This is a genomic window from Longimicrobium sp., from assembly GCA_036389795.1.
Lineage (GTDB): Bacteria > Gemmatimonadota > Gemmatimonadetes > Longimicrobiales > Longimicrobiaceae > Longimicrobium.
Genome location: DASVWD010000218.1, coordinates 7,104 through 28,074, shown reverse-complemented (window position 1 = coordinate 28,074; position 20,971 = coordinate 7,104). Strand labels below are relative to the sequence as shown.

The 20,971-nt window shown below is 75.3% G+C and carries 1 protein-coding gene; it reads right to left on the bottom strand.

What is annotated here, in order from left to right; all coding sequences use genetic code 11:
• Positions 1-42: 42 nt before the first annotated feature.
• Complete coding sequence (locus VF746_25445; protein ID HEX8695786.1) at positions 43-20,715, bottom strand: non-ribosomal peptide synthase/polyketide synthase; 20,673 nt, start codon at positions 20,713-20,715, stop codon at positions 43-45.
• Between the last annotated feature and the right edge of the window lie 256 nt (positions 20,716-20,971).

The window sequence follows — 20,971 nt, the reverse complement described above, 5'->3', positions numbered from 1 at the left end:
ATCGGCCGTACACCGGGTTCGTACACACGCACTGCGAAGAATCTAGAACGTCGAGGCGGAGAGGGACGGTGCGGCCCGGGCGAACTCAACCGCCCGGGACGCCCCCGGCCACTTCTTCCCAACTTGCATCAATCGCCCACCGCCGCGTCGCACGCCTCCCGCGCCTCGGCGAGCGCGTCGCGGAGGCCGGCGGCGAGGACGCGGGCGGCGGGCTCCAGCACCATGCGGGCGTGCGCGCCGGGCACCATCCACACGCTGAAGGGGCCGCTCGCGTACTTCCGCCACCGCTCGGCGCGCTCGTCCGGCGTCAGGGTGATCGCCGGGCTCCCCTCCTCGGCGCAGAAGAGGGCGACGCGGCCGCCGTACGGCTCGTCCACCCGGTAGGCGCGGGTGGCGCGGGCGGTGGCCTCGTAGACGGCCATCACCCGGCCCACGCGGTCCAGCTCGCCCTCGCCGAAGTGCACGCCCTCGGCGGCCATCCAGCGCGCCAGCCCGGCCAGCCGCTCCCCGGGCGGGAGGGCGCGCAGCCCGGCGGCCAGCGCGTCCAGCCGCTCCTCGTCGCCGGTGACGATGCTGCGTGCGAAGCGGACGAAGAGCTCCACTCGGTCCGGCGCCTCGCCCTCGCCGTCGGGGTCCGGCGGGAGGGTGTCGAAGAGCGCCAGCAGCGCCACCTCCTCGCCCTCGGCGCGGAGGCGGCGCGCCATCTCGAAGGCGGTGATCCCGCCGGCGGACCAGCCGCCCAGGTAGTACGGCCCCCGCGGCTGCACGCGGCGCAGCTCGGCCAGGTAGCGCGCGGCCATCTCCTCCACCGTCTCCAGCGGCGCCGCCTCGCCCGCCACGCCCACGGCCTGGAAGGCGTGGAACGGCTGGTCGGGCCCCAGCAGCCGCGCCAGGTCGGCGTAGTGGGTGATGGTGCCGCCCGCGGGGGGCGTGCAGAAGAAGGGCGGCAGGTCTCCGCCCGGGCGCAGCGTCACCAGCAGCGCGGCCTCGTCGGCGCCGGCGCCCTCGCGGCGGAGCGCGGCGGCGAGCCCGGACGGCGTGGGGGCGCGGAACAGCTCGGCCAGCGGCAGCTCGCGCCCGAAGCGCTCTCGCACGCGCGCCAGCAGCCGCACCGCCAGCAGCGAGTGCCCGCCCAGCCGGAAGAAGTCGTCGGCGGCGCCCACGCGCTCCACGCCCAGCACTTCTTCCCAGAGCCGCGCCAGCTCCAGCTCGGTGGCGTCGCGCGGGACCACGTACGCGTCGCCGGCCTCGCCCGCAGCGGGCTCGGGGAGGGCGCGGCGGTCCACCTTGCCGCTGCCGGTGAGCGGGAGCTCGTCCAGCGCGACGAACGCGGACGGCACCATGTAGTCGGGGAGCCGCCGCGCGAGCGCGTCCCCCAACTCCGCCGGATCGGGCGCCCGCCCGTCCGCCGCGGTGAGGTACGCCACCAGCCGCCCGCCGCGCTCCACCACCACCGCGTCGCGCACGGACGAATGCTCCTTGAGCGCCGCCTCCACCTCGCCCAGCTCGATGCGGAAGCCGCGCACCTTCACCTGGAAGTCGGTGCGCCCCAGGTACTCGAGAACCGCAGTGCGTGAGTGCGTGAGTGCGTTCGACCCAGCGCGCGCGGTCGCCCGTGCGGTACATCCGCGCGCCGGGTGAATCGGAGAACGGGTCGGGGAGGAAGCGCTCCGCCGTGAGCCCCGGCCGCCGCCAGTAGCCGCGCCCCACCTGCACGCCCGCGATGAACAGCTCGCCCGGGACGCCCACCGGGCACAGCTCCCCGCGCGGGTCGAGGACGTACATCCGCGTGTTCGCGATCGGCCTCCCGATCGGCACCGTCGCCAGATCGTCGTCTCCCGAGCAGGCGAAGTACGTGACGTCGACCGCCGCTTCCGTTGGGCCGTAGAGGTTGTGCAGCTCGACGGAGGGAAGACGCTCGAAGAAGCTCGCGACGAGGTCCGGCGGCAACGCCTCGCCGCTGCTCATCACCTTCCTGAGGCTTCGGCAGCGCTCCGCGTCCGCGCCGTCGATCCACGCGCGCAGCATCGAGGGGACGAAGTGCAGCGTGGTGATACCTTCGCGCTCGATCAGCTCCGTCAGCGCCGCCGGCTCGCGGTGGGCGCCGGGAGGGGCGATCACCAGTCGCGCGCCAACGGCGAGGGGCCAGAAGAACTCCCAGACGGAGACGTCGAAGCTGAACGGCGTCTTCTGGAGAACGGCATCGTCCCCCGTCAGCCCGAAGGCGTCCTGCATCCACAGGATCCGGTTGACGACGCCGCGGTGCGCGTTCATCGCCCCCTTGGGACGGCCGGTCGAGCCCGACGTGTAGATGACGTACGCCAGCCGGTCCGTCCCGTTCTCGGGAGATGCGGGGCGGTCGGCCGGGAAATCATCCAGCACGCCGGGGCGATCCAGCGCGACGGATTCGATCCCAGACGGCAGGCGGGACGCGAGACGGTCCTGCGTGAGCGCCAGCGCCGCCGCCGAGTCCTCCAGCATGTAGGCGACGCGCTCCTCGGGGTATTCCGGGTCGACCGGGACGTACGCCGCGCCCGCCTTCAGCACGCCGTAGAGCGCCACCACCATCTCCACCGAGCGCTCCATGAAGACGGCGACGGGGGATTCGGGGCCGATCCCGCGCGCCCGCAGCAGGTGCGCGAGACGGTTCGCCCGCGCCTCCAGCTCCGCGTAGGTGATACGCTCGCCGTCGAAGACCAGCGCGACCGCGTCTGGCGTGCGCGCCGCCTGCGCCTCGAAGAGTGCGTGCAGGGGGACGTCCGGGTACTCCGCCCGCGCGCCGGACGACGTCTCCTGCAGCGCCGCGCGCTCCGCCTCGTCCAGCAGCGGGAGCGAGGAAACCGGACGGGTGGGCGCGGAAATGACCGCTTCCAGCAGCCGGACGAGCTGCGCGGCCATCCGCCCGGCCGTGGCGGGCTCGAACAGCTCGGCCGCGTAGCCCAGCGAGGCGGCGAACCCACCGTCGGGCATCTCGGCCATGGTGAGCTGGAGGTCCACCTTCGCCTGCACCCCCTCCTTCTCCACCGGCGCCAGCGCGAGCCCCGCCGGCGAGTCGACCACCCCGTCCGGCGTGTTCTGGAAGACGAACATCGCCTGGAAGACGGGGGTGTGGCTCAGGCTGCGCTCGGGCTGGATCTCCTCCACCAGCTTCTCGAACGGCAGGTCCTGGTGGGCGAAGGCGCCCAGCGTGGCCTCGCGCACGCGGCCCAGCAGCTCGACGAAGCCGGGCTTGCCGGAGAGGTCCGTCCGCAGCGCCAGCGTGTTGACGAAGAGCCCGACCAGCTCCTCCAGCTCGCGCCGCGTCCGGCCCGCGATCGGGGTGCCCACCACCACGTCGTCCTGCCCCGACCAGCGCGAGAGGAGCACGCCGAACGCCGCCAGCAGCGCCATGAACGGCGTGGCCCCCTCGCGCGCGGCGAGCGCCCGCAGGCCCTCGGCGACGCCCGCGGGGACGGCGAAGAGGTGGCTGGCGCCGCGGGGGCTGCGCACGGCGGGGCGCGGCCGGTCGGTCGGCAGCTCCAGCAGCGCGGGGGCGCCGGCCAGCCGCTCGCGCCACCAGCCGAGCTGCCGCTCCAGCGCATCGCCACGCAGCCACTCGCGCTGCCAGGCGGCGAAGTCGGCGTAGCGCACCGCGAGCGGCGGCAGCGGCGACGGCTGGCCCGCGCGGAAGGCCTCGTACAGCGCGAACAGCTCGCGGAAGAGGATCCCCAGGCTCCAGCCGTCGCTCACCGCGTGGTGCATCGCCAGCAGCAGCACGTGGTCGTCCGCCGCCAGCTTCAGCAGGCGCGCGCGGAAGAGCGGGCCGTCCCACAGGTCGAACGGGGCGAGCGCGAACTCCGTCGCCAGGCGCACGACATCCCGCTCGCGATCCTCGTCTCCCGAGGACGACAGGTCCTCGACCGGGAGAGGGAAGTCGCCCGCGGGAGCGATGCGCTGCACGGGGAGCCCGTCCACCTCGGGGAAGGAGGTGCGCAGCGGCTCGTGCCGGCGGACGACCTCGGCCAGCGCGCGCTCCAGCGCCGGGACGTCGATCTCCCCCACCAGGCGGACGGAGGGCGACATGTTGTACTGCGCGCTCCCCGGCTCCAGGCGGTCGATGAACCACAGCCGCTCCTGCGCGAAGGAGAGCGGCGCGTCGTTCTCCGGCGCCACGCGCGCCAGCGGCGGCGCCGCGGCGGGCTCGCCCCGATGCGCCTCGGCCTCCACGCGCGCGGCGAAGGCTCCCAGGCGCGGGGCCTCGAAGAGCGCCGCCAGCGGCACCTCCACGCCCAGCGCCTCGCGGACGCGGGAGATCATCCGCGTGGCCAGCAGCGAGTGCCCGCCCAGGTCGAAGAACCCGTCTTCCACCCCCACCCGCTCCACCTCCAGCAGCCCCGCCCAGATCCGCGCGAGGGCCCGCTCGGTGTCGGTGCGCGGCGGCACGTACTCGGCGGGGCCAGACTCCGGCTCGGGCATGGCGGGACGGTCCGTCCGCCGCGGGGCGGGCGCGCTCCCGTCCGCCGGGACGAGCGCGGAGAGGGGAAGGTCGGGGTCCGCGACGGCCGCGCCCAGGAGCGCGCCCAGCTCGCCGGCCATGCGCGCCACCGTCGCGGGCTCGAACAGCTCGGCCGCGTAGCGCAGCGAGGCCGCCAGCGACCCGTCGGGCATCTCCATGAACACGAGCGTCAGGTCCACCTGGGCCGGCGTCCCCTCGCGCGCCACCGGCGCCAGCCGCAGCCCGGTCGCCGACCCGCCGGAAGCTGCGGGGTCGTCGTGCTCGCGGCTCTCCAGGACGAGCATCGCCTGGAAGACGGGGGTGTGGCTCAGGCTGCGGGCGGGCTGGATCTCCTGCACCAGCTTCTCGAACGGCAGGTCCTGGTGCGCGTACGCCTCCAGCGTGGTCCGCCGCACGCGGCCCAGCAGCTCGCGGAAGGCGGGGTCGCCCGAGAGGTCGGCGCGGATAGCGAGGGTGTTGATGAAGAGGCCGACCAGGTCCTCCACCTCGCGCCGCGTCCGCCCGGCGATGGCGGTGCCCACCACCATGTCGTCCTGCCCCGACCAGCGGGCGAGGAGCGCGTCGAAGGCGGCCAGCACCGCCATGAAGAGCGTGGCCCCCTCGCGCCGGGCGAGCGTGCGCAGCGCGCCGGCGACCTCCGCCGGGACGCCGAAGAGGTGCGAGGCGCCGCGCGGGCTGCGCACGGCGGGACGCGGCCGGTCGGTGGGCAGCTCCAGCACGGCGGGGGCGCCGGCCAGCCGCTCGCGCCAGTACGCCACCTGCCGCTCCAGCGCCTCGCCGCGCAGCCACTCGCGCTGCCAGGCGGCGAAGTCGGCGTAGCGCACGGGGAGCGGCGGGAGCGCCAGGGTCTCGCCCGCGCGGTACGCCTCGTACAGCGCGAACAGCTCGCGGAAGAGGATGCCCGTGCTCCAGCCGTCGCTCACCGCGTGGTGCATCGCCAGCAGCAGCACGTGGTCGTCGTCCGCCAGCTTCAGCAGGCGCGCGCGGAAGAGCGGACCGGCCTGCAGGTCGAACGGCGCCCGCGCGAACTCCGTCGCCAGGCGCACGACGTCGCGCTCGCGATCTTCATCTCCCGACGACGACAGATCCTCGACCGGGAGATGGAAATCGACCGGCGGGGCGATGCGCTGCACGGGGACGCCGTCGACCTCGGGGAAGGAGGTGCGCAGCGGCTCGTGCCGGCGGACCACCTCGGCCAGCGCGCGCTCCAGCGCCGGGACGTCGACCTCCCCCGCCAGGCGGACGGAGGGCGACATGTTGTAGAGCGCGCTCCCGGGCTCCAGGCGGTCGATGAACCACAGCCGCTCCTGCGCGAAGGAGAGCGGCGCGTCGTTCTCCGGGGCCAGGCCGGGGACCAGGCGCGGCGCCGCGGCGAAGTCGTCGCGGTGCGCGGCGGCGTCGATGCGCGCGGCCAGCTCGCGCAGCCCGGGCGCCTCGAACACCTCGCGCAGCGGCAGCTCCACGCTCCACAGCTCGCGCACGCGCGACACCATCTGCGTGGCCAGCAGCGAGTGCCCGCCGAGCGCGAAGAAGCCGTCCGTCGCGCCGACGCGGTCCACCCGCAGCAGGTCCGCCCAGAGGCCGGCCAGGAGCTGCTCGGTGGGCGTGTCGGGCGCCACGTAGCCGCGGCCCTCGGCGGCGCGGCCGGGGTCGGGGAGCGCGCGGCGGTCGGCCTTGCCGCTGGGGGTGAGCGGGACGCCGTCCACCGGCACGAAGACGGAGGGGACCATGTGCTCCGGCAGCGTGCGGAGGAGTCCGCTGCGAAGCTCCGCCGCGGCCGGTGCGGCGCCGCCCTCGCCCGCGACCCAGGCCACCAGCCGGTCGCCGCCGGGGCCGGGGCGCGCGTCCACCACCGCCTGGCGCACGCCGGGAAGCGCGGCGAGCGCCGCCTCGATCTCGCCCAGCTCGATGCGGAAGCCGCGCACCTTTACCTGGAAATCGGTCCTTCCGAGGTACTCGAGAACGGCAGTGCGTGAGTGCGTGAGTGCGTGAGTGCGCTCGGTCCAGCGCGCGCGGTCGCCCGTGCGGTACATCCGCGCGCCGGGGACGCCGGAGAACGGATCGGGGAGGAAGCGCTCCGCCGTGAGCCCCGGCCGGCGCCAGTAGCCGCGCCCCACCTGCACGCCCGCGATGAACAGCTCGCCGGGGACGCCCACGGGGCACGGCGCGCCGCGCGGGTCGAGGACGTACATCCGCGTGCTGGCGATGGGCGCGCCGATCGGCACCGTCCCCCCGCCGTCGTCCGGCGAGCAGGGCCAGTGCGTGACGTCCACCGCCGCTTCCGTCGGCCCGTAGAGGTTGTGCAGCTCGACGGACGGCAGGCGCTCGAAGAAGCGCGCGATCAGGTCCGGCGGCAGCGCCTCGCCGCTGCTCATCACCTTCTTCAGGCTGCCGCAGCGCTCCGCGTCGGCGCCGTCGATCCACGCGCGCAGCATGGAGGGGACGAAGTGCAGCGTGGTGATGCCTTCGCGCTCGATCAGCCCGGTGATCGCCGCCGGATCGCGGTGGGCGCCGGGAGGGGCGATCACAAGACGAGCACCGACCGCCAGCGGCCAGAAGAACTCCCAGACGGAGACGTCGAAGCTGAACGGCGTCTTCTGGAGAACGGCATCATCCGCCGTCAGCCCGAAGGCGTCCTGCATCCACAGGATCCGGTTGACGACGCCGCGGTGCGCGTTCATCGCCCCCTTGGGCCGGCCGGTCGAGCCCGACGTGTAGATGACGTACGCCAGCCGGTCCGTCCCTGTCTCGGGAGATGCGGGGCGGTCGGCCGGGAAATCATCCAGCACGCCGGGACGATCCAGCGCGACGGCCTCGATCCCGCCGGGCAGGCGCGACGCGAGACGATCCTGCGTGAGCGCCAGCGCCGCCGCCGAGTCCTCCAGCATGTAGGCGACGCGCTCCTCGGGATACTCGGGATCGACCGGGACGTACGCCGCGCCCGCCTTCAGCACGCCGTAGAGCGCGATCACCATCTCCACCGAGCGCTCCATGAAGACGGCGACGGGCGACTCGGGGCCGATCCCGCGCGCCCGCAGCAGGTGCGCGAGCCGGTTCGCCCGCGCCTCCAGCTCCGCGTAGGTGACCCGCTCCCCGCCGAAGACCAGCGCGACCGCGCCCGGCGTGCGCGCCGCCTGCGCCTCGAAGAGCGCGTGCAGGGGAACGTCCGGGTACTCCGCCCGCGCGCCGGACGACGTCTCCAGCAGCGCGGCGCGGCCCCCGGCGTCCAGCAGCGGGAGGTCCGCCACGGGGGTGTCGGGCGCGGCGAGGGCGGCGTCGAGCAGCACGCTCATCTGCTCCGCCAGCCGCTCCATGGTGCCGGCGTCGAACAGGTCCGTCGCGTACTCCACCATCCCGTGCAGCGCGCCGGCGTGCTCGAAGAGCGAGAGGGTGAGGTCGTACTTGGCCGCCTCGCGCTCGCGCGCCAGCCCGCGCACGGTGACGCCCTCCATCTCCGCCGCGCCCTCGGCCGCGGGGGCGTTCTGGAGCACGAACATCACCTGGAAGACGGGCGAGTGGCTGAGGCTGCGCTCGGGGTTCAGCTCCTCGACCAGGCGTTCGAACGGCACGTCCTGGTGCTCGTACGCGCCCAGCGTGGCCTCGCGCACGCGGCCCAGCAGCTCCGCGAAGGTGGGCTCGCCCGACAGGTCGCCGCGCAGCGCCAGCGTGTTGGCGAAGAAGCCGATCAGCCCCTCCAGCTCCGTCCGCGTGCGGTTGGCGATGGGGGTGCCGACGACCAGGTCGTCCTGCCCCGACCAGCGGGAGAGGAGCGCCTGGAACGCGGCCAGCAGCACCATGAACGGCGTGGCGCCGCGGCGGCGCGCCAGCTCGCCCACGCGCGCGGCCGTCTCCTCGGGGAGCTCGAGCCAGAGCGAGGCGCCGCGGCCGCTGGGGTGCGCCGGGCGCGGGCGGTCCGTGGGCAGCTCCAGCAGCGCGGGGGCGCCGGCCAGCCGCTCCTTCCACCAACCCACCAGCGCGTCGAGCGCCGCCCCGGAGAGGCGCCGCCGCTGCTCCAGCGCGTACGGCCCGTACTGCAGCGGGAGCGGCGGCAGCGGCGAGGGCTCGCCGCGCACGAAGGCGCGGTAGAGCGCCGCCATCTCGGACTGGAAGACGCCCAGCGACCACCCGTCGCTCACCAGGTGGTGCGTGGTCCACAGCAGCAGGTGGTCGTCGTTGCCCGCGCGCAGGAGGCGCACGCGCAGGAACGGGCCCTCCGGCGCGAACTCGCGCGCGGCCTCTTCCTCGGCCAGGCGGCGGAGCGCGTCGTCCACCGTCTCCCCCGGCTCCGGGCGCACGTCCTCGGCGCGCAGGCGGAGCGGGCGCGGGGGCTGCACCACCTGCACCGGCTCGCCGCCGCGCGGCTCAATGCGGGTGCGCAGCGACTCGTGGCGGCGGACGATCTCGTCCAGCGCGCGCTCCAGCGCCCAGTCGTCCAGCGGCCCGCCGAGGCGCAGCGCGGACGGCATGTGGTACGCCTGCGTGCCGCCGAGCTGCATCAGCACCCACAGCCTGAGCTGCGCGAAGGAGAGCGGGTACACGCCCGGCGGATACTCCGGCTCGGGCGCCGGTGCAACCGTCGGTGCGACCGACGCCGCAGCCGCGGGAGCCGCCGCATCGACCGCGGCGGCCAGAGCGGCGACGGTGGGGGCGGCGAAGAACGCCTTCACCGGGAGCTTCACCCCCAGCCGCGCGGCGATGCGCGAGAGCACCTGCGTGGCGCGCAGCGAGTGCCCGCCCAGCGCGAAGAAGTCCTCTTCCGCCTCGACGTGGTCCACCCCCAGCACCTCCGCCCAGATCGCCGCCACCGCCCGCTCCGTCGCCGTCTTCGGCAGGCGGCCGATCTCGGGGGCGATGGAGACCGCGGGCGCGGGGGCCGGGACCGCGGCGGCGGCAGGAACCGCGTCCTCCACCCGCTCGATCGACCCGTCCGGCCGGTAGCGCGCGGCGGCGCCGGTGGGGTGCAGCGCGCCGTCCGCCCCGCGCGCCCACACCTCGCCCAGCTCGCCGATCCCGGCGGGGAGGTGGGACGGCGTGCGCACCACCGCGTCCGCCGTTTCGGGGTCGGGGAGGACGGCGCGCGACTCCGGCGTCGCCAGCGACAGCGCGGCGAGCGGGCGAGCGGGGTCTTCCACCGCCTGGCGCAGCACGCCCTCCAGCTGGGCCAGCAGCGCGGCGATGCGCGCGGCGTCGAAGAGGTCGGGGTTGTAGACGCAGTGCAGCGTCAGCCCCTCCGGCGTCTCCCCCGCGTACAGCGTGAAGTCGAACTTGCTGGCGAGCTGCGCCCCCGCGCCCAGCGCCGAGGTGGCCGGCGCCGCGGGATCGCCCGTGCCCTCCGCCGCGGCGTAGTTCAGCAGGTTCAGCATCACCTGGAAGACGGGGGTGTGGCTGAGCGTGCGCTCCGGCTGCACCGCCTCCAGCACCTGCTCGAAGGGGACGTCCTGGTGTCCGTACGCGCCCAGCGTCGCCTCGCGCACGCGGGCCAGGTGCGCCGCGAAGGCGTCCCCCGGCGCCACGGCGACGCGCAGGGCCAGGGTGTTGAGGAAGGGGCCGATCAGCCGCTCTGTCTCGGCGCGCGTGCGGCCGGCCACGGGGGTGCCGACCACCACGTCCGCCTCGCCCGACAGGCGGGAGAGCACCACGTCCAGCGCCGCCAGCAGCACCATGAACGCCGTGGCCCCCTCCTGCCGCCCGAAGCGCAGCACGGCCCCGGTCAGCTCCGGCGAGAGCACGCGGTTCTCCGAGGCGCCCGCGTACGTCTGCACCCCGGGGCGCGGCCGGTCGGTGGGGAGGCGGAGCAGCGGCGGCGCGCCGGCCAGCGCCTGGCGCCAGTAGGCGAGCTGCGCCTCGCGCCGGGCGCCGGTGAGCCACTCGCGCTGCCAGACTGCGTAGTCCGCGTACTGGATCGGCAGCTCGGGGAGCGCGGCCGGCTCGCCGCGCGCGAAGGCGGCGTGGAGCGCGGTCAGCTCGTCCAGGAACACGCGCACCGACCAGCCGTCGCCCACCACGTGGTGCAGGGTGAGGAGCAGCACGTGGTCTTCGGGCGTCAGCCGCACCAGCGCCAGGCGGAAGAGCGGCCCGCGCGCCAGGTCGAACGGCCGGTTGGCGTCGGCCTCGGCCAGGCGCAGGAACGCCGGCCGGCGCTCCTCCCACGGCAGCACGGTGAGGTCGTGGAAGGGGAGCTCGACGGGCCCCGGCGGCGCCACGTGCTGCGCGGGGAGCCCGTCGACCTCCACCAGCGAGGTGCGCAGCGTCTCGTGGCGGCGCACCAGGGCCTCCAGCGCCCGCCGCATCGCCGCGGGGTCCACCGGCCCGGGCAGGCGGTGGTTGGAAGAGATGTGGTAGACGGGGCTTCCCGGCTCCAGCGCGTCCACGAACCAGAGCCGCTCCTGCGCGAACGACGCGGGCGCCCGGTCGCCGCGGGGCACGGGGACCAGCGGCGGCGCCTGAGAGGTCCGCTCGGCGGCGCGCAGGCGGTCGATCTCCAGCGCCATGGCGGCCAGCGTGGAGTGCTCGAAGACGGCGCGCAGCGGCAGCTCCACCCCCAGCGCCTCGCGCACGCGGGAGGCGACGCGGGTGGCCATCAGCGAGTGCCCGCCCAGGTCGAAGAAGCCCGACGCGGGGCCGATCCGCTCCGCTCCGAGCACCTGTCCCCAGATCTCCGCCAGCACCTCCTCCGTCGGCGTGCGAGGCAGCCCCGCGTCGGCCCCGGCGCCGGGGCGCCCGGGCTCGGGGAGCGCGGCGCGGTCCACCTTGCCGTTGGGGGTGAGCGGGATCGCCTCCAGGAAGACGAAGGCGGCGGGGACCATGTGCTCGGGGAGGACGCCGCGCAGCGCGCCGCGGAGCCCCGCCGCGCCGGCCGATCCGTCCGACGCGACGACGTAGGCGGCCAGCTGCCGGTCCGCGCCCTCGCCGCGGGGAACCACGACGGCGTCGCGCAGGGCGGGGAGGGCGCGCAGGGCGGCCTCGACCTCCCCCGGCTCGATGCGGAAGCCGCGCACCTTCACCTGCCGGTCCGCGCGGCCGGCCACCTCGACCACGCCGTCCGGCCGGTAGCGTCCCAGGTCGCCCGTGCGGTACAGGAGGTCGTCCGGCGCGCCGGTCCACGGGTTGGCGACGAACCGCTCCGCCGTCAGCTCCTCGTCGCCCAGGTAGCCGAGGGCGACGTGCGGGCTGCGCAGCCAGATCTCGCCCACCTCGCCGACGCCCGCCAGCGCGCCGGAGGGGGTGCGGACGAGGAGCTGCACGTCGGGGATGCCGCGGCCGACGGGGACCGTCTCCTTCGCCAGCAGCGAGAGGTCGCGCGGGACGACGAAGTGGCCGACGGCGCGCTGCGTCTCCGTGGAGCCGTAGTAGTTGACGACCTGGAGGTTGGGGGCGAGCCGGTGGAGGCGGGCGACGTCGGTGCGCGTGAGCACGTCGCCCACGAAGAAGGCGCGGCGCAGCGACGGCACCTCCGACGCCGCGTCGATCCCGCCGGGGAGGTCCACCAGCACCTGCCCCATCGCCGGCGTCAGGTGCGCGACGGTGATCCCGGCTGCGCGCATCCACCCGGCCAGATACCCCGGCGTCCCCACCTCCTCCGGGTCCGGCGCGACCACGGCGGCGCCGAGTTGGAGCGGGGTGAAGACGTCGCGGTGCAGCGGGTCGTGCGCCAGGCCGGAGAGGAGGGAGAAGCGGTCCGCCGCCGAGAGCCCGAACGTCTCCGCCAGCCAGGGGGTGAAATGCGTGAGCGACCCGTGCCGCCCCATCACCGCCTTCGGCTTCCCCGTGGTCCCCGAGGTGAACGACAGGTAGGCGAGCGAGTCCGGCCCGATCTCGACGTCCGGCGACTCGTTCACTCCGTTTACTTCATCGGCAGAAAGATCCGTCCCGGACCGCAGTTCGACCGTCGACTTCACCGTCTCCGCGAGCGCGGCGGCGACCTCCGCCGGCACCTCGCCCGCGGCGGCCAGGCGCAGGAAGCCGGTCGGGCGCGCGATGCGGACGTACTCCGCCAGGCGCGCGGGCGGATAGGCGGGGTCGAGGACCAGGAAGGCGGCGCCGGACCGCAGCGTCCCCAGCAGCGCGCGGACGAGCGCGGTGGAGCGGTGGCCCAGGATGGCGACCACGTCCCCCGGCGCGACGCCGTCCGCCACCAGGCGAGCGGCGACGGCGGCCGACGAGGCGTCCAGCTCCGCGTACGTCCAGCGCTCGCCCGGGTCCTCCGCGGCGACCGCGTCGGGCGTGCGCCCAGCCCAGGCGGCGAAGAGCGCGGGGACGCTCTCCCGCCACTCGGCCGAGAGCGGCGCGGCCGGGTCGGGGAGCGCGGGGCGCTGCTCCCCGGTGACGAGCGACATCTCCCCCACGCGCACGCCGGGGTCGGCCGCGGCCTGCTCCAGCACGGAGACGAGCTGCGCCAGCATCCCGCGCATCCGCTCGGCCTCGAACAGGTCGGCGTCGTACACCAGGTGCAGGTAGGTGCCGTCCGGCGACTCGCCCGCGTAGATGGTGAGGTCGAACTTGCTCCCCACCTCGCTGGCGGCGCCCACGGGGACGGCCTCCACCCCCGGCAGCCGCACCTCGCCGTCGCCGAAGTTGGCCAGGTTCAGCATCACCTGGAAGACGGGGGTGTGGCTGAGCGACCGCTCGGGCTGCAGCTCCTCCAGGATGCGCTCGAACGGCAGGTCCTGGTGCGCGTAAGCCCCCAGGGTGGTCTCGCGCACGCGGTGCAGCAGCTCGCGGAAGGTGGGGTCGCCCGAGAGGTCGGCGCGCAGCGCCAGCGAGTTGAGGAAGAGGCCGATCAGCCCCTCGACTTCCGCACGCGTGCGCCCGGCGATCGGCGTGCCCACCACCACGTCGTCCTGCCCCGAGAGGCGGGAGAGCACCACGTCGAGCGCGGCCAGCAGCACCATGAACTGCGTGGCCCCCTCGCGCCGCCCCAGCGCCGCGATCCGCTCCGCCGCGTCGGGGGAGAGGACCGTGGAGACGGCCTCGCCGCGGTGCGCCTGCACGGGCGGGCGCGGGCAGTCCGTCGGCAGCTCCAGCAGCGGCGGCGCGCCGGCCAGCGTGCGGCGCCAGTAGTCGAGCTGCCGCTCCAGCACCTCGCCCCGCAGCCACCCGCGCTGCCAGACGGCGAAGTCCGCGTACTGGACGGGAAGCTCGGGGAGGGGAGACGGCTCGCCGCGCGCGAAGGCGCCGTAGAGGGCGGACCACTCGCTCCACAGCACGCCGGTGGACCACCCGTCGCTGACGACGTGGTGCAGGTTGACGAGGAGGAGGTGCTCCCCCGGCTCCAGCCGCACCAGCGCGGCGCGGAAGAGCGGGCCGCGCTCCAGGTCGAACGGCTCCTCCGCGTGCGCGGCGGCGATGCGCCGGGCCACCTCGCCGCGCTCCTCGTCGGACAGATCGGACAGGTCGTGCAGGGGGAATTCGACCGGCGCGGGCGGCGAGACGCGCTGCACCGGATCGCCGTCCACCAGCGGGAACGACGTGCGCAGCGTCTCGTGCCGGCGGACGACCTCCTCCAGCGCGCGGTGGAGCGCGTCCACGTCCAGCGCGCCGGAGAGCGAGTACGCGAACGGCATGTGGTAGACAGAGCTCGCGGGCTCCATCTGCTGCACGAACCAGAGCCGCTCCTGCGCGAAGGAGAGCGGCGCGTCGCCGTCGCGCGCGGCGGGGCGGATCGGCGGGGCCTCGACGCCGCCCTCGGCCCGCAGCAGCCGGTCGATCTCCGCCGCCAGCGCGCCGAGCGTGGGGTGCTCGAAGACGGCGCGCACCGGCACCTCCACGCCGAAGTCCTCGCGCAGGCGGGAGACGACGCGCGTCGCCAGCAGCGAGTGCCCGCCCAGCTCGAAGAAGCCGTCCGTGGCGCCCACGCGCTCGCGGCCCAGCAGCCCGGCCCAGACCCCGGCCAGCACCTCCTCGGTCGGCGTGCGCGGCGCCACGTAGTCCGCGCCGGCGGCGGCGTCCGCCTCGGGCTCGGGGAGGGCGCGGCGGTCCACCTTGCCGTTGCGGGTGAGCGGGAGCCGGTCCAGCGGCACGAACGCCGCGGGCACCATGTAGTCCGGCAGGCGCTCCAGCAGGTGCGCGCGCAGGTCGGCGGACGTCACCTCGGCGGAGGGGACGACCCAGGCGTAGAGGCGCCGGTCGTCCGCGCCCGCGCCGCGCGCCAGGACGACGGCCTCGCGCACGGCGGGGTGCTCCAGGAGGACGGACTCGATCTCGCCCAGCTCGATGCGGAAGCCGCGCACCTTCACCTGGTCGTCGGCGCGGCCCTGGAACTCCAGGCTCCCGTCCGGCAGCCGCCGCGCCAGGTCGCCCGAGCGGTAGAGGCGCGCGGCGGGGTCGGACGAGAACGGGTCGGGGACGAAGCGCTGCGCGGTCAGCTCCGGGCGGCGCAGGTAGCCGCGCGCCACCCCCGCCCCGCCGACGTGCATCTCCCCCACCACGCCCACCGGCAGCGGCTCGCCGCGCGCGTCGAGGACGTGCACCGACAGGTCGGGGATGGGGACGCCGATCGGGCTCGCGGACCCGGCGCGCACGTCGTCCGCCGTGATCGGGCGGTAGGTGACGTGCACGGTGGTCTCGGTGATCCCGTACATGTTCACCAGCCGCGGGCTTTCATCTCCCCGCCGCTCCACCCAGCCGCGCAGCGACGCCGGGTCCAGCGCTTCGCCGCCGAAGATCACCACGCGCAGGGCCAGGTCGCGCGCCGCCTCTTCGTTCACGCGGATGAGCTGGCGGAAGGCGGAGGGCGTCTGGTTGAGCACGGTGACCCGCTCGCGCTCCAGCAGCGCGTGGAGCTCCTCGGGCGAGCGGCTGACGACCCAGGGGACCACGACGAGCCTTCCGCCGTAGAGCAGCGCTCCCCAGATCTCCCACACCGAGAAGTCGAAGGCGTACGAGTGGAAGAGCGTCCACACGTCGTCCGCGCCGAAGCCGAACCAGCGGTCCGTCGCCAGGAAGAGGCGGACGACGCTGGCGTGCGTGACCTCGACCCCCTTCGGCCGGCCGGTCGACCCCGACGTGTAGATGACGTACGCCAGCGCGGACGGATCGACGTCTACCGAAGGCGGGTCCGACGGCCGGCGCGCGATCGCCTCCGCGTCGGCGTCGAGACGGACCAGCGTCGTCCCTCCGGTCAGTTTTCCGGACAAATCAGACGTGGTGAGGACGATGGACGCGCCGGAGTCCTCCAGCATGTACGCCAGGCGCTCTTCCGGGTACGCCGGGTCCAGCGGGAGGTAGGCGGCGCCCGCCTTGAGGACCGCCAGGATGCCGACGACGGTCTCCAGCGACCGCTCCACGCACAGGCCCACCAGCCGCTCCGGCCCCGCGCCCAGCGCGCGCAGGTGGTGCGCGAGGCGGTTGGCGCGCCGGTCCAGCTCGGCGTAGGGAAGCGTCTCCCCCGCGAAGGTGAGCGCGGGCGCGTCCGGCGTCCCGGCCGCCCGCGCCGCGAAGAGCGCGTGCAGCGGCTGCGTGACGGGGAACGACGCCGTGGCCGACCCGGCCGCGACCAGCTCCGCGCGCTCGTCCGGCGTCAGCATCGCCAGCGAGGAGACGGGCGCCTCGGGAGACTGGATCACCGAGCGCAGCAGCGTCTCGAAGTGGCGCAGGATCCGTTCGGCCGTCGCGCGCTCGAAGAGGTCGGTGGCGTACTCCAGCGATCCCACCAGCGAGCCGCCGGGCCCCTCCATCAGCCCCAGCGTGAGGTCCACCCTGGCGACGCCGAACTCGCCGCCGCCCTCCAGCCCGGCCGGCTCCAGCCCGGCGAAGCCCTCGGAGGGCCCCTCCGGCGTGTTCTGGAGCACCATCATCACCTGGTAGACCGGCGCGTGGCTCAGGGACCGCTCCGGCTGCAGCTCCTCCACCAGCCGCTCGAAGGGCAGGTCCTGGTGCGCGTACGCGCCGAAGGTGGTCTCGCGCACGCGCCCCAGCAGCGCCCGGAACGACGGGTCGCCCGCGAGGCTGGTCCGCAGCGGGAGCGTGTTGACGAAGAAGCCGATCATCCCCTCCGTCTCGCGCCGCGTGCGCCCGGCCACGGGGGTGCCGACCACCACGTCGTCCTGCCGCGACCAGCGCGAGAGGAGCGCGTTCCACGCGGACAGCAGCGCCATGAAGAGGGTGGCGCCCTCGCGGCGGGCCAGCGCGCGCGCGCCCTCGGCCAGCTCCGCCGGGAGGGTGAAGGGGAGCTGCGCCCCGCGGTGGCTCTGCGTCGGCGGGCGCGGGCGGTCGGTGGGGAGCTCCAGCAGCGCGGGGGCGCCGGCCAGGTGCTCACGCCACCAGTCCACCTGCTGTTGCAGTGCCTCGCCCTGCAGCCACCCGCGCTGCCAGACGGCGAAGTCGGCGTACTGGAGATGGGGATCGGGGAGCGGCGACGGCTCGCCGCGGCCGAAGGCGCCGTAGAGCGTGATCAGCTCGCGCCAGAAGACGCCGATGCTCCAGCCGTCGGAGACCACGTGGTGCATCCCCACCAGCAGCACGTGGTCGCCCTCGCCCAGCCGCAGCAGTCCGGCGCGGAAGAGCGGCCCGCGCTCCAGGTCGTACGGCGCCAGCGCCCACTCCCGCACCCGCCGCGCGGCCTCCGCCTCGCGCCCGCCGTCCGGCAGCGTCGAAAGATCCTCGCTCGGGAGATGGGAATCGCCCGCGGGCTCGACGCGCTGCACGGGGCGGCCGTCCACCGTGGGGAAGCGCGTGCGCAGCGAGTCGTGGCGGCGCACCACCTCGGAGAGCGCGCGCTGCAGCGCGGGGACGTCGAGCGCGCCCTTCAGCCGCAGCGGGAAGGGGATGTTGTAGACGGGGTTGCCGGGCTCCAGCCGGTCGATGAACCACAGCCGCTCCTGCGCGAACGAGAGCGGCAGGTCGTTCCCCTCCACGGGGACGATCGGCGGCGCGTCGGTTCCCGCGCCCGCGCGCAGCGCCTCGTCCACCCGCGCGGCGAAGGCGGCCAGGGTGGAGGCCTCGAAGAGCGCGCGCAGCGGCAGGTCCACGCCCAGCGCCTGGCGCACGCGCGACACCACCTGCGTGGCGATCAGCGAGTGCCCGCCGAGCGCGAAGAAGTCGTCCGCGGCGCCCACGCGCTCCTCGCGCAGCACGCCGGCCCAGATCCCGGCGACGACCTCCTCGGTGGGCGTGCGCGGCGCCACGTAGGCTTCCGCCTCCTCGCGCGCGTCGGGGGCGGGGAGCGCGGCCCGGTCCACCTTGCCGCTGGGGTTGAGCGGAAGCGTGTCCAGCACCATGAAGGCGGACGGCACCATGTGCGCGGGGAGCCGCCGCCCCAGCGCCTCGCGCAGCGCGGCCGCCGCCGGGCGGGTGCCGTCGCGCGGGACGACGTAGGCGACGAGGCGCTTCTCGCCCGGCCCGTCGGCGCGCGCGACCACGACGGCGTCGCCCACGTGGGGGTGCTCGCGGAGGGCGGCCTCGATCTCGCCCGGCTCGATGCGGAAGCCGCGCACCTTCACCTGCTGGTCGATGCGGCCCAGGTACTCGACGACCCCGGTGCGTGAGTGCGTGAGTGCGTCAGTGCGTTCGTCTTCGGCGGGATCCAGCGTACTTTCGCACTCGCGCATTTCCGCGCTTTCGATCCAGCGCGCCCGGTCGCCCGTGCGGTAGAGGCGCGCGCCGGGCCGGCCGGAGAACGGGTCGGGGACCCACTTCTCGGCGGTGAGCGCGGGGCGCGCGTGGTAGCCCAGCGCCAGCCCGTCGCCGCCCGCGTACAGCTCGCCGGGGACGCCCACGGGGCACGGCCGCATCCCCTCGTCCAGGATGTAGACGAGGGTCCCCGCGATCGGCCGGCCGACGGGGATGGAGGGGCGCTCCAGGTCTTCGGGGCGGACGGTGTGGCAGGTGGTGAAGGTGGTGTTCTCGGTGGGCCCGTAGCCGTCGATCAGCCGCACCTGCGGGTACGCCTCCAGCACGCGCCGCACGTGGGCGACCGACAGCACGTCGCCGCCGGCCAGGAGCTGGCGCACGCCGGCCAGCGCGCCGATCTCCTCGTCCACCACCAGGTGGAAGAGGCCCGCGGTGAGCCAGAGCGTGGTGACGCCGTGCCCCCGCACGTGCTCGCCGATCTCGCGCGGGGTGGGCGGCTGCGCGCCCGGCAGGACGAGGCGGCCGCCGTTCAGCAGCGCCGCCCAGATCTCGAAGGTGGCCACGTCGAAGGAGGCGGCGGAGATCTGGTAGAAGACCTCGCCCGGGCCCAGCTCGGCGTAGCGGTCCTGCCGCACCAGCCGAACGATGGCGCGGTGGGGGACGGCCACCCCCTTCGGCCGGCCCGTCGACCCCGAGGTGTAGATCAGGTAGGCGGGCGCCTCGGGCCCCGGGTCGATCCCCGGCTCCATCTCTGCTTCGGCCTCGATCTCCCCGCGCGACTCGTCGATGCAGAGCACCGCCGCGCCGCTCCCGGCGAAGGCCTCGCGGAAGCGCGACTCGGTGACCAGCACCGGCACCGCCGAGTCGGCCGCCATGTAGGCCAGGCGATCGGGGGGATACGTCGGGTCGAGGGGGACGTACGCGCCGCCGGCCTTGAGCGCGGCCAGGAAGGCCACCACCATCTCCGGCCCGCGCTCCAGCCCCACGCCCACGCGCGAGCCCGGGCGCGCGCCCAGCCTCCGCAGGTGCCGGGCGAGCCGGTTGGCGCGCCGCTCCAGCTCGCCGAACGTCATTTCCCCGCCGTCCCACGAGAGCGCGACCGCCTCCGGCGCGCGCGCCTGCTGCCGGGCGAAGAGCGCGTGCACGGACGAGCCGCGGTCGCCCGCGGCCCCGCCGTCCGCCCACTCGCCCAGCACCTTCTCGCGCTCGCCGGGGGCCAGCATCGGGAGGGCGAAGGCGGGCGCGTCGGGGTCCGCCAGCGCGGCGTCGAGCAGCGCCTCGTAGTGGGCCAGCAGCCGCTCGATGGTGGGGCGCTCGAAGAGGTCGTCCGAGTACTCCACCGTGACGAAGGCGCGCCCCTCCACCAGCATCAGCGAGAGCGTGAGGTCGACCCGGGCGGCGGCGGCCTCCGTCTCCACGCCGGGCGCGTGCTCGGGCGCCGCCTGTCCCGGCGCCGGGGTCTGCAGGACGAAGAGCGTCTGCAGCACGGGCGCGTGCGCCAGGCTGCGCTCGGGGTTCAGCTCCTCGACCAGGCGCTCGAACGGCATCTCCTGGTGCGCGTACGCCTCGAGCGTGGTCTCGCGCACCCGCGCCAGCAGCTCGCGGAACGACGGGTCGCCCGAGAGGTCGCCGCGCAGCGCCAGCGTGTTGGCGAAGAAGCCGATCAGCCCCTCCACGTCGCTGGTGTTGCGCCCGGCGATGGCGGTGCCCACCAGCAGGTCGCGCTGCCCGGTGTAGCGCGACAGCAGCAGCTGGTAGCCGGCCAGCAGCACCATGAACGGCGTGACCCCCTGCCGCTGGGCCAGCGCCTGCACGCGCGGGGCGAGGCCGCGGCCCAGCTCGCGGGTGAGGAGCGAGCCGCGGTAGGTCTGGACCGGCGGGCGGGGGCGGTCGGCCGGGAGCTCCAGCAGCAGGGGCGCGCCGGCCAGGCGCTCCTTCCAGCGCCCCAGCAGCTTCTCCAGCGCGCGGCCGGAGAGGCGCTCGCGCTGGCGGCGGGCGTACTCGCCGTACTGGACCGGGAGCGGCGGCAGCGGCGAGGGCCGCCCCTCGGCGAAGGCGCTCATCAGCGCGCCCAGCTCGCCCCAGAACACGTTGACGCTCCACCCGTCGCTGACCACGTGGTGCATGTTCACCAGCAGCGCGTGGTCGGCGGGGGCCAGCCGCACCATGCGGGCGCGGAAGAGCGGGCCCTCCTCCAGCCGGAAGGGGAGGTGGGCCTCCTCGGCGATCAGCCGGCGCAGCCCGGCCTCGCGCTCGTCCTCGGGAAGCTGGGAGAGGTCGAGCACCTCCAGCCGGAAGGGGCGGTGCGGGGCCACCACCTGCACGGCCTCGCCGCCCTCGCGCTCTTCCAGCCGGGTGCGCAGCGTCTCGTGGCGGCGGACGATCTCGTCCAGCGCGCGCTCCACCAGCCGCGGATCCAGCGGGGTGTGGACGCGGATGGCGGCGGGGATGTTGTACGCGGCGGTCCCCGGCTCCAGGCGGTCGATCAGCCAGAGTCGCTGCTGCTGGAACGAGAGCGGGTACTCGGCCCCGCGGCCCTCCTCGGGGGCGGGCGCGGCGGCGGCCTCGGACTTCTTCGCCTTGAGCCGGAGCGCCAGGAGCCTGCGCTGCTCGGGCGTCAGCTTGTCCAGCTTGCTGGTGATGTCGCTCATCTGGTACTGCTATCCCTCATCGAGACCGGCGTTGGTCAGCCGGTCGTGATCGTGCGTGCGAATGACATCGGTGCGGGCGCCGGCGGGGGCGCCCCCTCCCCGGCCCTCCCCCGCCCCGCAGGAGCGGGGCGGGGGAGGGAGAACTGCGCGCGCCGCCACCATCCGCGCGGGGGCCGCCTCTGCGGGCGAGGCAGGCCTTAGGCAGGCCTCGCCCCTACGAGCGTTCGCGCGGATCGGAGCCATCGTGCCGGCTGTC